Below are 12540 nucleotides of genomic sequence, written 5' to 3' on the forward strand. Positions count from 1 at the left end.
GCTCACCGTGTTTCCTTTATCTCAGTCGAAGCGCTCCAGTCCATACGCCGATAAGCGGGCGCCTTCCGCTTTTCCTATAACAAATCTGCTGCAAGTCTTGCCAGCCCAGATCGTTCTCCTTTTAATAGTTTTACATGACCAGAGATATCTTGATCTTTAAATTTTTCAACCACATAGGTTAATCCATTGTTATAGGCATCAAGGTATGGATGATCAATCTGTTCCGGGTCGCCCATTAATACAATCTTACTGCCCTCCCCTACCCTGGTTAAGATGGTTTTCACTTCATGCTTCGTTAAATTTTGTGCTTCATCGATAATAATAAACTGTTTCGGTAAGCTTCTTCCTCGAATGTACGTTAATGCCTCCACTTCGATTGAGCCCATACCGGCTAATATAGCATCAAGTTCACCAGGCTTTTTTGTATTAAAGAGATATTCCAAATTATCATAAATTGGCTGCATCCAGGGTCTAAGCTTTTCTTGTTTTTCCCCCGGCAAAAATCCTAAATCTTTTCCAACAGGAACAATAGGTCTTGCTACTAATAATTTTTTATATTCCCTAAAATCCTCTGTGTGCATTAATCCTGCAGCAAGAGCAAGCAGTGTTTTCCCTGTTCCTGCCTTCCCCGTTAAGGTAACCAGTGGTATATCCTTTCGTAATAACAATTCTATCGCCATAGTCTGCTGGACATTCCTTGAATGAATGCCCCAAACATGCTCTTGATTTAGCGTTAATTTCTTTACTTTCTTACTAGTTTTATCCACCATCCCTATTGCTGAGGCAGAGCTGCCAAGAATATCCTTCATAAGCAAGAATTGATTGGGGTAAAACGGGTGGTTAGCAACCTCTGAAAGCGATAGCTCGCCCTTTTCATAAAAACGGCCTAATAATTCAATTGGCAAGAGTAACTCAAAAAACCCCGTATAAATATGTTCTATTTCTACCACGCGGTCGTTTAAAAAGTCTTCGGCCGTTAATCCTATTGCATCTGCTTTTACCCTCACTAACGCATCCTTACTTACAATAATAACCGGCTTACCGTTTTCTTTTACTTGCTCCTCTAAAAATAAATTTTTTGCTACCGCTAGAATTCGATTATCATTTGTCTTTTCAACGAAAATATCCTGAAGCTCGTGAAAGGATCGATGGTTTAATTCAATTCTTATCGATCCCCCTCTATCGAGCGGGATTTTTTCATGCAGCTTTCCTGAGGCTCTAAGGCCATCAATCAATCTTGATACATGTCTTGCATTTCTTCCAACCTCATCCATGTATCTTTTCTTTGAGTCCACCTCTTCGAGAACGACTGCCGGAATAACAACTTCATTATCTTCAAAGGAAAAAATGGAATACGGGTCTTGTAATAAGACATTTGTATCCAACACGTATATTTTACTCAAAGCGACGCCTCCTGCTTCACTTGGTGTCAGGCTTGTTAATCAGTTCAACAACCCTTTGCTAGATTGGACTTTGGTAAAATATATGTTTATTGGAATAAAGATAGAAGACGTTTCACACAATAATTGTGAATGAAACCATATGACTAATCTTCTTGGAGGAGGTTTTAAGATGAAGAAACTATTGTTAACCATCCCAATATGTTTACTCTTAGCGGGATGTAATACTAATAAACATAAAGAGATTGCCAAAAGTGAAAATCATTCAATAGTAAATGTGAAAAATAGTTATATTGAAAGTGTGGATAGGAAATCTGGGCAGGAAATATCACAGCGGTTAGTGATGCTCGCCACAAGTATTCCAAATGTAAATGATGCAACTGCGGTCGTTTTGGGGAGATATGCCATTGTTGGTATTGATGTTAATGCAAAAATCGACCGTTCTCAGGTTGGCTCCATTAAATATTCGGTAGCGGAGAGCCTACGGAAAGACCCTTATGGCGCCAACGCAGTAGTTGTAGCCGATGCAGACACAACCGAGCGCCTAAAAGAAATCCAGGCTGATATTAAAAAGGGCAGACCAATACGAGGTATTATGGAGGAACTAGCAGATGTGGCAGGTCGATTAATGCCTGAAATTCCAGGTGATTTAATCACACCTAGTCCAAAAAACGCAACAGAAAAGCCTAATAAAAAACTTCCAGCAAATGAACAAGAAAAGCTAAACAAAGAACAAGAAGATCAATCCAATCAACATAAATAGAAAAGCGTAAGCGCCCGTTCATCAAAAAAAGCTTAGTTTATCACTAAGCTTTTTTCATTGCTTCCATCACTTGTCGATCCAATTTTTCAGCAGCATTTTTATCATAGGTCTTATCATACTGGACTTCAGTGACAATTTTGGATCCATAAAACATGACATCCCTTACTTCCCTTATAGTCACTTCCACTAAAGCGAGTTTTAATGGCACGTCCTGTAATCTTTCTTCTTTTAGCTGTGCTTCCCCTTGAATCGAATATGTAGATTCATTTGCAATCAAATTAATGACTACCTTGTTATTTTTATTGATGTTCTCTAATATCCGCGAACGATTATCAACAGCAAAATAGAGCGTACTGTCATCTTTAGCCAACACCCAGGAAATAGCACTAACATTTGGCCCGCTTGTTTCAAAATCAATTGTTGCCAACGTGACAAAACGTTCTTTCTGCATTTCATCATATAATGGCTTGATTAGTCTTGGTTCCACTTGATTTGCCATTTTTACAACCCCTTTATTTATCCTTCTGTTTATTTGTAAACAGATATTCTCATATTACTACTATCCCTTTTTTTCATCAACTCTAACCATTTGATTACATGTGGTGTTCACACATGGTATACTGTAATACAAACATTCAGATTTTAAGAAAGAATTGAAGAGGTGTATCATGCGAGTAAAGTGTGTAATTTGCGATAAAATTGAAGCGATTGAAGATGAGTCCTTAACAGCGAAACGTCTTCGTAATCGTCCAATCCATACATATATGTGCAATAGCTGCAGCGCTAGAATAACTCAAAAAACAAACGCCAGAATCGATACAGGAAATTTCCGATTATATCGGACAAAATCAGAAAAGGATGAATGGTAACAAAAAGTGCTGGCCTGTTTTGATAACAGGCCAGCACTTTTTTAGTTTTCTATCGGATAGTCCTCATACTTTTCAGGTTCTTTGTTAATTTGATCCAACATAATTTCAATTAATTCACGTGGATACCGCGCTTTTTTTGTTTCTTCACCCTGTTGATAGGAAAGATAATACATCACATCATCAGTAATAATATCAATGTTTGACACTTCATGCTCTGTTGATAGCATCCCATCGAAAAAATCTAGTGTTTCTTTAGCTGCAAGATCATCAGGCCGGGCATCAACTACAACTTTAATAGTAAGCCAATTATAGAGTGCATCCTGTAAGGATTTCATTATTTTCCCCCCGTTATTTCACTTCTGCCTGATTCTTTTTCGTTTGGTGCAGACGAATTTTATATACGATTAATAACAGAGCAGCAACTGCTAGTGCTTCTGCAATCGGTAAAGCGTAAGAAAAAATCAGCATTACCAAACACCCAATCATCAGGCATGCGTATATGACTATATTTTTTAACAAAGGCAATTTTTTAGCAAAGCCTAACCGATATACAATCACCGATAATAACACAATATATCCATACTGTAACCATACAGCAGTCTGTGTATTGGTTAGTTCAATGAAAAATCTAAGACTAGGGGAAAATCCTTCCATCTCTTACTTGCACTCCTTTTTCGCTTAACTCATTTCAGCATATTTTTTCTTTTTAGCTGATTTTTCACGTTCATTTTTATCAAGAATTTTCTTACGGAGACGAATAGATTCAGGTGTTACCTCACAATATTCGTCATCATTTAAATATTCTAATGACTCTTCTAATGTCATAATACGTGGTTTTTTAATGACTGATGTTTGGTCTTTATTTGCTGAACGAACATTTGTTGCTTGCTTCACTTTTGTGATATTTACAGTTATGTCATTTTCACGAGTGTTTTCGCCAACAATCATTCCCTCGTATATTTCCGTACCAGGTTCAACGAATATCGTACCACGGTCTTCTACCTGCATTATACCATATGTTGACGCTTTTCCGGATTCCATTGAGACTAGAACACCTTGGTGTCTACCTCCAACCTGTCCAGACAGCATTGGCTGGTAGCTGTCAAAGGTATGATTAATAATTCCATATCCACGAGTCATTGTTAAAAACTCAGTAGTATACCCAATTAAACCACGTGCTGGTACATTAAAAATTAGGCGGACTTGACCCGAACCATTATTAATCATATCAAGCATTTCACCTTTGCGGGCACCAATGGATTCCATTACGGAACCAGTATGTTCCTCAGGAACATCAATTTGAACTCTTTCCACGGGCTCACAGCGTACTCCGTCAATCACTTTAACAATGACTTCAGGTTTTGAAACTTGAAGCTCGTAGCCTTCCCTGCGCATGTTTTCAATCAGAATCGATAAATGAAGTTCACCACGACCGGATACAATCCAAGCATCCGGAGAATCCGTGTTTTCAACCCGTAAACTTACATCTGTATGCAATTGAGCAAGAAGTCTTTCTTCAATTTTTCGAGAGGTTAAATATTTACCTTCTCTTCCCGCAAATGGACTATTGTTTACGGCAAAAGTCATTTGCAATGTTGGTTCGTCGATTCGTAAAATTGGTAATGCTTCTTGATGTTCTGTTGGGCATACTGTTTCGCCGACATTTATATCTTCCATACCTGAAACAGCAATCAAGTCACCTGCTTTTGCCTCTTGAACTTCCTCACGCTTTAACCCGAAGAAACCGAAGATCTTGGTCACCCGGAATTGTTTCACACTACCGTCTAATTTCATTAAAGCAACTTGTTGACCAACATGCATCGTTCCGCGGAAAACACGTCCAATCCCAATTCTTCCTACATAATCATTATAATCTAGAAGAGCTACTTGGAATTGTAATGGTTCTTCGTGATTATCAACAGGGGCAGGGATATATTCGACGATTGCATCATATAATGACTGCATGTTTTCATCTTGCTTTTCTGGATCTTTGCTGGCAGTCCCGTTTATACCTGATGCGTAGATGACTGGAAATTCAAGTTGATCTTCTGTTGCATCAAGTTCAATAAACAAATCGATAACTTCATCCACTACTTCGGCAGGTCTGGCAAAATCACGGTCAATTTTATTTACAACAACAATCGGAGTGATTTTTTGCTCCAAAGCCTTTTTAAGCACAAAACGAGTTTGTGGCATACAGCCTTCATAAGCGTCGACCACAAGCAGAACACCATCAACCATTTTCATGATTCGTTCTACTTCACCGCCAAAGTCTGCGTGTCCTGGTGTATCCAAAATATTGATTCTTGTATCTTTATATTGAATCGCGGTATTCTTCGCAAGGATAGTTATTCCGCGTTCTCTTTCTATATCACCTGAGTCCATCGCACGTTCTTCCACGTGCTCATTAGAACGAAACGTTCCAGATTGTTTTAACAATTGGTCAACCAAAGTCGTTTTTCCATGATCAACGTGGGCAATGATCGCTATATTACGTACATCTTCTCTTAGTTTCAAAATTCCACTCCTACCTATTTTATAAAAATAACAGCTATTTTTAGTTTCCCAAATACAACTAAAATATTATACCATACTTAAAGTGGAAACTTATAATCATTTTATGTAGAATAAAAAATATACTTAAAAAACCTGTCAATCGAGGCAGTTTTTATTTTGATAAAGGGGTATAAAAAATGAATAATGTGAAATGGTCTTTGCTTGTTTACTCCATTCTTGCAGCAGCAGGTATCATGGGAATTGGGATTGCTATTAGTGAAAAAAGTCTAGTTGGAGCAATCGCCTGTATTTTGGCAGTTATTGTCATCATGGGTATGGGATTTAGAACCAAAAGGAAAATGCGTGAAAATGGGGAATTGTAAAAAAAAGAAGCCTATAGGCTTCTTTTTTATTGATCAATTTTTAAATAATTCTTTAAGACCTCTTGATGTAAACCAGGATTTGCTGTCAAAAGTGAATCTTGGGTAAGAAAATTAAGTTTTTCTCCCTTTAAATTGGTTACTACACCACCTAATTCCTCTACAATGACTGCCCCGGCACCAAAATCCCAAGGCGATAATCGCATCGAAAGATAGGCATCTACCCTTCCCGTTGCCACATACACCATTTCAAGTGCAGCAGTCCCGTAAGACCTTGACCCTCTGGCATCCCTAACTAATGGTATCAATAAATGATGATCGATACGATGATTTTCCATTACCCATGTAGCATTAAGGGCAATGATGGATTCCTTCACTGTTGATTCCTTAAGTAATGGTATCGGTTTTCCATTTATAAAGGCACCTTTGCCACGAATTGCATGATACAGTTCATCATGGGCCACATCATAAATGAGGCCGATTTGGCCAATTCCATTTTCATAAACCCCTATAGATATGGCAAAGTTCCTTTGCTGATGAATAAAGTTCATCGTTCCATCGATGGGATCAATTAACCAGACTATTCCCTCAAGGCTGTTCAGTTCATCACCAAATCCTTCTTCACCCATAATTCTATGTTCCGGATATACCCCTCTAATTTTATTTATAAAAAATTGTTCAATTTCCTTATCTATATTTGTAACAAGATCATTGGCGTTTGACTTGGATTCAATATTTAACGTCTTCTCAAAGGATAAACGGATCCTGTCTCCTGCTTCCTTTACCCATTCTTTTGCATGGGTATCAATTTCCTCCCAAATCATAATACTCCTCCATTCCTCAATTTATAATGTATGTAGTATGAAGCGTGATCGATTATTTGATGTATCTCCTACGTTCAAATTATCACATATCTGCACAATAATAAACGAACTCCTCACATTCCATTTTTGGAGTCCGTTTTAGATAAGCAAATAAATTATTCTTTTTTGGTTCATTCCAATTTATTACTCCTTTGATTAAAATAACTCCCATCAATCAAAGAGCTTTTAATCGTAATAATTCCTGGCGAATTTTTTCTAACTTTTGTTTACATTCTTTCATTTTCCTCTCATTCTTTTCCTCAATTGCTTCAAATAATACCGCCAATTCATAATCCATTTCTAATCTCAATACCGCTGTCCTCTCTTTTTCGCCCGCTTTTTTTAAAGACGTATTCATCAATTGTTTCACCTTTCTCCTCCCCTTCCTCTGCTTTGATTGACTTTTCTGATTATTTTTTTACTGTATCATATGAGTAATCTTGAAGTGTTGCAACAAATATGTGCTCTAACCTATATAAGCAACAAACTTCTTGTAATCTTGACAATATGCTACAATTAATGACGAATTGCGTGTGGGAGGGATTTCAGATGGATTTCAACGGATTTACCAATGAAGATTTTGATGTGTTTTTAATAGATGGTTTGGAAGCAAGAATGGACGCACTTAAAAGTACAATCCGACCTAAATTGGAGTGTTTAGGGGAGCACTTTGCTCCGTCCTTATCCTGCTTAACAGGCGATGAAATGTTTGTCCATGTGGCTAAGCATGCAAGACGGACAATCAATCCGCCAAAAGATACGTGGGTGGCATTTGCCAATAATCCCCGCGGCTATAAAATGCTGCCTCATTTCCAAATAGGCTTGTGGCATACCCATTTATTTATTTGGTTTGCCGTCATTTATGAAGCACCGCACAAAGAGGACATGGGCGCAAGATTCACCAAAAAGGCAGCTAAAATATTTAAAGAAATACCAAAAGACTTCGTCTGGTCGTTAGATCATATGAAGCCTGATACAATTAAACACAGTAAATTGTCAAAAGCTGATTTGCTTACAAACTTTGCTAGACTGCAAAATGTAAAAAAAGCAGAGTTATTATGTGGTTATACGATTGACCGGGATCAAACCATCCAGTTAGGTTCTGAAGGGTTATTACAGCAAATTGAGGATGTATTTAAAAATGTGGCTCCACTTTATAAAATTGCCCAAAACATGAAATTGGAAAAACTCCCGAAATAATTTTCCGGGAGTTTTTTCTTATTTCATGATGATTCTGTCACCTGATACGGATTCTTTTGCTTTTTTAATTGTACGATAGGAAGAATATCCACTTATTTCTTCGAATTCGCCGCAAATGGTTTTTTCTTCTGCGATACTAGGGACAATTTCTTTAAACCTTCTATAGGTCTTCATCATCTCGTCTCGTTCAATTCCCTTTTCATAGGCCTTCTCAACCGCTTCAAAAAATTTAATGACATCAACGATTTCATCTGTAGACCAACTGTAATCAATCGGATATTGGTATTCCATTTTTTCACCTGCCAACTATTTTCACTCATTGTGAATCATACCTTTATTTTCCCCATTTTGCACGAATTTGTTCCGCATCCCTGATCATTCGTGTAAATAGTTCTGCAACGGCAGGTACGTCCTTAATCAGCCCCATCACCTGACCGGCCCATGCAAAGCCTTCATTTGTTGCACCATCATATATGTATCGTTTATTGGCCGTTCCACTAATAAAATCCTTTAATTGGTCATAATCACCCTTTGTTCCCTCAATTTCAATAATTTTCTCTGTCCAGGTGTTGGCGATGGCCCTTGCAGGTGCACCTAATGTTCGCTTAATCACTACAGTATCTGACTCGGTTCCTTCCACTAATGTTTGTTTGTATATTTCATGTGCATGGACACATTCTTTCGTAGCGATAAATCTGGTTCCCATTTCAATTCCTTCAGCTCCTAAACTTAGCGCTGCCATCAAGCCCCTTCCGTCACCAATGCCCCCTGAGGCAATCACTGGAATGGAAACGGCATCGACTACTTGAGGGATTAATACCATGGTACCAATATCATCTCTGCCAAGGTGGCCGCCTCCTTCCTGCCCTACAACCATTACTGCATCTGCTCCCAGCTGTTCTGCCTTCATCGCCTGCCGTCTTGCTGCCACGAGGACAAGTGTTTTTATTGATGTTCCTTTTAACTGTTCAAAAATCGGCGCTGGGTTTCCGCCTGTCATTGAAACCACTGGTACGTTTTCATCAATCGCCACCTGGAGGAAATCAGCAAATGGTCTGCCATGCTGACCAATCGCAAAATTAACCCCAAACGGATTGTTGGTTAGCACTTTTACTTTTCGAATTTCCGCTTTAAGTTGCTCGGGGCTGCTTAATGACATTGCAGTAATTTGCCCCAGCCCCCCAGCATTTGAAACGGCCGCTGCCAATTCAGAATAAGCCAAATAGGCAAGTCCTCCCTGGATAATCGGATAACGAATATTCAAAATGTCCGTCACTCTTGTCTGCCAATTCAATTTAAATCACTCCTCATCATTTGTTAATTTGTTATTTCGGCTTATAAGGGTAAATTTCCTGTCTAAAAGGAAAACTAACTTGAAGTAATTAAAAATAATAAATAAAGTAATCTATGCAATCCCAGAGTTTAGTGCTATAATTCCATTGTTTTATGTTTTATTGACCATAGTTATTATGAGTAATTTTTATAAAGAGGTGTAGTAATCATTGTCACAAAATCAAACACCGTTATTCAGCGGTTTAGTAGCCCATGCAAAAAGAAATCCAGTTCAATTCCATATTCCAGGTCATAAAAAGGGTGCTGGAATGGATCCGGAATTTCGCCAGTTTATTGGCGATAATGCCCTTTCAATTGACTTAATTAATATTGCCCCCCTTGATGATCTCCATCACCCAAAGGGAATGATTAAACAAGCACAGGATTTAGCCGCTGAAGCCTTTGGCGCAGATCATACTTTCTTTTCAGTCCAGGGTACAAGCGGAGCCATTATGACAATGGTCATGGCTGTTTGCGGACCTGGCGATAAAATCATCATACCTAGAAACGTCCATAAATCTATCATGTCAGCCATTGTCTTTTCCGGTGCTGTCCCAGTCTTTATTCACCCTGAAATTGATATAGAATTAGGAATTTCCCATGGAATTACAACAGATGCCGTAGAAAAGGCACTTGAGCAGCATCCAGATGCAAAAGGGGTATTAGTCATTAACCCTACCTATTTTGGAATCTCAGCAGATTTGAAGAAAATTGTTGAAATTGCCCATTCCTATCATGTGCCTGTTTTGGTTGATGAGGCACACGGCGTCCATATTCATTTCCATGATGAGCTGCCGCTTTCAGCCATGCAGGCTGGTGCTGATATGGCCGCAACAAGTGTCCATAAGCTTGGCGGCTCCATGACGCAAAGCTCCATTCTAAATGTAAAAGAAGGGTTGGTATCTGTTAAACATGTACAGTCGATTTTAAGCATGTTAACAACAACCTCTACATCGTATTTGCTGTTAGCATCACTCGATGTTGCCCGTAAGCAGTTAGCAACCAAGGGGAAAGAATTAATTGGCAGAACGATTCGCTTAGCCCAGTCCATTCGTAAACAAATCAATGAAATCGATCATTTACACTGTATTGGCGAAGAAATCTTAGGCTCCAAAGCTACTTTTGATTATGATCCAACAAAGCTGATTATTTCCGTAAAAGAGCTTGGTATGACTGGCTATGAGGTTGAAAATTGGTTAAGAGAAAATCATAATATCGAAGTAGAACTATCAGACCTTTATAACATCCTTTGCATTATCACGTTCGGTGATACTGAGAATGAAGCTAATCTTTTAGTAAATGCCTTAAAAGAGCTTGCGGCAGAATGTGAACATCGTCCAGGAAAAATTGAACCAGTAAAGGTTCTTTTGCCTGAAATTCCTATTCTTGCCTTAACACCACGGGATGCTTTTTATGCTGAAACGGAAGTCATTCCTTTTGCAGAATCGGAAGGCAGAATCATTGCTGAATTTGTTATGGTGTACCCACCAGGGATCCCAATCTTTATTCCCGGCGAAATCATTACAAAAGAAAACCTTCATTACATTCATGAAAATCTTGAGGCAGGATTGCCTGTTCAAGGTCCTGAAGACGATGAAATTAAATTTATTCATGTTATCAAGGAATATAAAGCAATAAAATAACGATACCCATAAAAATACAGGATTCCGGGAAGGAATCCTGTTTTCAATTTTTATATGAATGGTTAATAAAATTTATTTCTCTTCTGCATTGTGATGGTCATCGCAACAGTTACACTTCGAATAAAGCACTGTTACTTTTTCATCTTCAAAATGATCAATAGTAGAGTTACAAGTTTGGCATACAAGAGTACCCATCTGTTCAATCCCCTTTTCTTAATTGAATGATCATGATTTTTGAAAGCGTTTAAACATCCTTAATGTAATAATAATATATCACATTTAATTTTTCAAGCCTAAATTGTATGTCACATTAAAAATATTTTATTAAAAAAGGACCCTTTTGGGGTCCTTTCTCAAAATATTTTACTCATATTGGGTGACAAAAGGAATAGATGGAAGTGTAGTGCTAAAAAAATCTGCTAAATCTGATGCCTGTTGTTTATCTGGGATACGGAATACAGTTTGAAGGTAGTCAATATCTTCAATGTCTTTAGGGTCGAGGAGAGTTGAACGGCCTGTTTGCATGCAGACAACCAGTGGTTTTCCAAAAAACAAATTCGTGTAAATAATACCGAAATCATAACGAGTATCTTCTGTGGTAAAGCCAATGAACCTCACCTTTGCATTTTCATGCTCATCATAGAGTTTATCAAATAGTTCCATATAGCCCCTCCTTTTCCTCAAGTATTTAGAATATTATTATAATTCACTTTTTTAAAAATAACAAGAAACTTGGTTATTTATCTCGGTAAGTGTTGTCAGTACTTTTTAATCAATGCTAGAATAGAATTGCATAATCAATTGACTATAGGGGGGGAATGATGATGGCTGAAAACGCATTTATTAAGCTTGTGCCCTCATCTGCTAAACAAACAGTAACAATTGAAGAGGTAAAGGACTTATTTCATTACTATAAAAATATTACTACTAAAACGGGCGATCAATTGAATTGGCAATACGGAGATACTGCCTTTCCGTATGAAATAAAAGAAACAGAGGATGGCAAAGGAAAGTGGTTTTATTTACATTCAGATCATGAACGCTATTATGCTATATTAATTGGTGTTGACACAGAAACTGTTCGCAGTGAGGATGGACAGGAAAGCGAGCAGGTGAACATTCAAATCACTCTGCCTGAAAAATCTACTCATGGAGACAAAGGTAAGGCAAACGAATTTGCTAAATTCCTTGCTAAAAAGCTGCAAGGTGAACTGCATCTCTTTAACGAAAGAATCATGTATTACTACCCAAGAAAGTAAAAGCTCCCTTTCGGAGCTTTTTTAATGCAAAAATTGAGCCATTGTATAGTGAATCGAAGTATAAATAACTAAACTAAGTACAGTTATGAAGAGTGTTTTTCGATTTGATTTTGTCACTTGGTTTCCTAATATAAAGGCCAAATAGAAAAATATAAAAAACATGATTACTTTATAAATGAGCTGATCATGTTTTGAAATCCATTCTATCAGCGTATAGCCGCTCCAGATAATAAACTGGAGCAATATGACCACATAGTTTCTCATATTTTATCACCACTCAAAATCCATTGATTTTAAGAATGAACAAAAACATCTAGTCTTACAAGTATATGTTC

The 12540-nt window shown here is 37.8% G+C and carries 18 protein-coding genes; 6 read left to right on the forward strand and 12 right to left on the reverse strand.

Annotated features, from left to right (window positions below; all coding sequences use genetic code 11):
* Nucleotides 1-74: 74 nt before the first annotated feature.
* A complete protein-coding gene (locus BABA_RS19300; protein WP_007086916.1) occupies nt 75-1403 on the reverse strand; it encodes a PhoH family protein in 1329 nt (442 codons plus the stop codon).
* Nucleotides 1404-1572: 169 nt separating this feature from the next.
* On the opposite strand from BABA_RS19300, the gene BABA_RS19305 reads away from it, so the two are divergent.
* Nucleotides 1573-2163, forward strand: coding sequence for a YhcN/YlaJ family sporulation lipoprotein (locus BABA_RS19305; protein WP_007086917.1), 591 nt, complete (start codon nt 1573-1575; stop codon nt 2161-2163).
* 43 nt (nt 2164-2206) lie between these two features.
* On the opposite strand, the gene BABA_RS19310 is transcribed toward BABA_RS19305, so the two are convergent.
* Entirely contained in the window at nt 2207-2662 is a 456-nt protein-coding gene (locus BABA_RS19310) for a pyridoxamine 5'-phosphate oxidase family protein (RefSeq protein ID WP_007086918.1), read from the reverse strand.
* Nucleotides 2663-2831: 169 nt separating this feature from the next.
* Between BABA_RS19310 and BABA_RS19315 the strand changes: the two genes are divergently transcribed.
* Nucleotides 2832-3032 (forward strand): YlaI family protein, encoded by a 201-nt coding sequence (locus BABA_RS19315; RefSeq protein WP_007086919.1) that lies wholly within the window; start codon nt 2832-2834, stop codon nt 3030-3032.
* A gap of 41 nt (nt 3033-3073) precedes the next feature.
* On the opposite strand, the gene BABA_RS19320 is transcribed toward BABA_RS19315, so the two are convergent.
* From BABA_RS19320 to typA, 3 genes are read right to left on the reverse strand one after another with little or no spacing between them, the layout of a single operon-like run.
* On the reverse strand, nt 3074-3367 hold the full coding sequence (locus BABA_RS19320) for a hypothetical protein (protein WP_007086920.1): 294 nt from the start codon (nt 3365-3367) through the stop codon (nt 3074-3076).
* A gap of 13 nt (nt 3368-3380) precedes the next feature.
* Nucleotides 3381-3686, reverse strand: coding sequence for a YlaH-like family protein (locus BABA_RS19325; protein WP_007086921.1), 306 nt, complete (start codon nt 3684-3686; stop codon nt 3381-3383).
* 24 nt (nt 3687-3710) lie between these two features.
* On the reverse strand, nt 3711-5549 hold the full coding sequence (typA, locus tag BABA_RS19330) for a translational GTPase TypA (protein ID WP_007086922.1): 1839 nt from the start codon (nt 5547-5549) through the stop codon (nt 3711-3713).
* Nucleotides 5550-5725: 176 nt separating this feature from the next.
* Between typA and BABA_RS19335 the strand changes: the two genes are divergently transcribed.
* The gene (locus BABA_RS19335; protein ID WP_007086923.1) at nt 5726-5911 is read left to right on the forward strand and encodes a YlaF family protein; all 186 of its coding nucleotides are present in this window, start codon (nt 5726-5728) and stop codon (nt 5909-5911) included.
* Nucleotides 5912-5937: 26 nt separating this feature from the next.
* On the opposite strand, the gene BABA_RS19340 is transcribed toward BABA_RS19335, so the two are convergent.
* The gene (locus BABA_RS19340) at nt 5938-6732 is read right to left on the reverse strand and encodes an inositol monophosphatase family protein (protein ID WP_007086924.1); all 795 of its coding nucleotides are present in this window, start codon (nt 6730-6732) and stop codon (nt 5938-5940) included.
* Between the two features lie 214 nt (nt 6733-6946).
* Nucleotides 6947-7141, reverse strand: coding sequence for a hypothetical protein (locus BABA_RS19345; RefSeq protein ID WP_007086925.1), 195 nt, complete (start codon nt 7139-7141; stop codon nt 6947-6949).
* 179 nt (nt 7142-7320) lie between these two features.
* Here BABA_RS19345 and BABA_RS19350 point away from each other — a divergent pair, with 179 nt between their 5' ends.
* Nucleotides 7321-7971: a YktB family protein gene (locus BABA_RS19350; RefSeq protein ID WP_007086926.1), complete on the forward strand. Its 651-nt coding sequence runs from the start codon at nt 7321-7323 to the stop codon at nt 7969-7971.
* Between the two features lie 18 nt (nt 7972-7989).
* Here the strand turns inward: BABA_RS19350 and BABA_RS19355 are convergent, their stop codons facing one another.
* Together BABA_RS19355 and BABA_RS19360 are read right to left on the reverse strand one after the other, a co-directional pair.
* Nucleotides 7990-8262, reverse strand: coding sequence for a UPF0223 family protein (locus BABA_RS19355; RefSeq protein WP_040347000.1), 273 nt, complete (start codon nt 8260-8262; stop codon nt 7990-7992).
* A gap of 43 nt (nt 8263-8305) precedes the next feature.
* Nucleotides 8306-9265 (reverse strand): NAD(P)H-dependent flavin oxidoreductase, encoded by a 960-nt coding sequence (locus tag BABA_RS19360; RefSeq protein WP_007086928.1) that lies wholly within the window; start codon nt 9263-9265, stop codon nt 8306-8308.
* Between the two features lie 208 nt (nt 9266-9473).
* Between BABA_RS19360 and BABA_RS19365 the strand changes: the two genes are divergently transcribed.
* Nucleotides 9474-10946, forward strand: a complete 1473-nt coding sequence (locus tag BABA_RS19365) for an aminotransferase class I/II-fold pyridoxal phosphate-dependent enzyme (RefSeq protein ID WP_007086929.1) — start codon at nt 9474-9476, stop codon at nt 10944-10946.
* A 72-nt stretch (nt 10947-11018) separates the two neighbouring features.
* Here BABA_RS19365 and BABA_RS26740 read toward each other — a convergent pair whose 3' ends face one another.
* Both BABA_RS26740 and BABA_RS19370 read right to left on the reverse strand, forming a co-directional pair.
* Nucleotides 11019-11141, reverse strand: a complete 123-nt coding sequence (locus tag BABA_RS26740) for a GapA-binding peptide SR1P (protein WP_083865448.1) — start codon at nt 11139-11141, stop codon at nt 11019-11021.
* Between the two features lie 168 nt (nt 11142-11309).
* Entirely contained in the window at nt 11310-11609 is a 300-nt protein-coding gene (locus tag BABA_RS19370; RefSeq protein ID WP_007086930.1) for a DUF3055 domain-containing protein, read from the reverse strand.
* 161 nt (nt 11610-11770) lie between these two features.
* Between BABA_RS19370 and BABA_RS19375 the strand changes: the two genes are divergently transcribed.
* Nucleotides 11771-12205: a DUF1885 family protein gene (locus BABA_RS19375; RefSeq protein WP_007086931.1), complete on the forward strand. Its 435-nt coding sequence runs from the start codon at nt 11771-11773 to the stop codon at nt 12203-12205.
* A 21-nt stretch (nt 12206-12226) separates the two neighbouring features.
* Here the strand turns inward: BABA_RS19375 and BABA_RS19380 are convergent, their stop codons facing one another.
* Nucleotides 12227-12469 carry a hypothetical protein gene (locus BABA_RS19380; protein ID WP_007086932.1) on the reverse strand — a complete coding sequence of 81 codons (243 nt, stop codon included), beginning with the start codon at nt 12467-12469 and terminating at the stop codon, nt 12227-12229.
* Nucleotides 12470-12540: the final 71 nt, after the last annotated feature.

The organism is Neobacillus bataviensis LMG 21833 (assembly GCF_000307875.1).
Classification (GTDB): Bacteria; Bacillota; Bacilli; order Bacillales; family Cytobacillaceae; genus Neobacillus; species Neobacillus bataviensis.

What these genes read in the sequence shown, in the direction of transcription:
- BABA_RS19305 (WP_007086917.1), top strand. Translation starts at nt 1,573, where the DNA reads ATGAAGAAACTATTGTTAACCATCCCAATATGTTTACTCTTAGCGGGA.
- BABA_RS19310 (WP_007086918.1), bottom strand. Translation starts at nt 2,662, where the DNA reads ATGGCAAATCAAGTGGAACCAAGACTAATCAAGCCATTATATGATGAA.
- BABA_RS19315 (WP_007086919.1), top strand. Translation starts at nt 2,832, where the DNA reads ATGCGAGTAAAGTGTGTAATTTGCGATAAAATTGAAGCGATTGAAGAT.
- BABA_RS19320 (WP_007086920.1), bottom strand. Translation starts at nt 3,367, where the DNA reads ATGAAATCCTTACAGGATGCACTCTATAATTGGCTTACTATTAAAGTT.
- BABA_RS19325 (WP_007086921.1), bottom strand. Translation starts at nt 3,686, where the DNA reads ATGGAAGGATTTTCCCCTAGTCTTAGATTTTTCATTGAACTAACCAAT.
- BABA_RS19335 (WP_007086923.1), top strand. Translation starts at nt 5,726, where the DNA reads ATGAATAATGTGAAATGGTCTTTGCTTGTTTACTCCATTCTTGCAGCA.
- BABA_RS19340 (WP_007086924.1), bottom strand. Translation starts at nt 6,732, where the DNA reads ATGATTTGGGAGGAAATTGATACCCATGCAAAAGAATGGGTAAAGGAA.
- BABA_RS19350 (WP_007086926.1), top strand. Translation starts at nt 7,321, where the DNA reads ATGGATTTCAACGGATTTACCAATGAAGATTTTGATGTGTTTTTAATA.
- BABA_RS19355 (WP_040347000.1), bottom strand. Translation starts at nt 8,262, where the DNA reads ATGGAATACCAATATCCGATTGATTACAGTTGGTCTACAGATGAAATC.
- BABA_RS26740 (WP_083865448.1), bottom strand. Translation starts at nt 11,141, where the DNA reads ATGGGTACTCTTGTATGCCAAACTTGTAACTCTACTATTGATCATTTT.
- BABA_RS19370 (WP_007086930.1), bottom strand. Translation starts at nt 11,609, where the DNA reads ATGGAACTATTTGATAAACTCTATGATGAGCATGAAAATGCAAAGGTG.
- BABA_RS19375 (WP_007086931.1), top strand. Translation starts at nt 11,771, where the DNA reads ATGGCTGAAAACGCATTTATTAAGCTTGTGCCCTCATCTGCTAAACAA.
- BABA_RS19380 (WP_007086932.1), bottom strand. Translation starts at nt 12,469, where the DNA reads ATGAGAAACTATGTGGTCATATTGCTCCAGTTTATTATCTGGAGCGGC.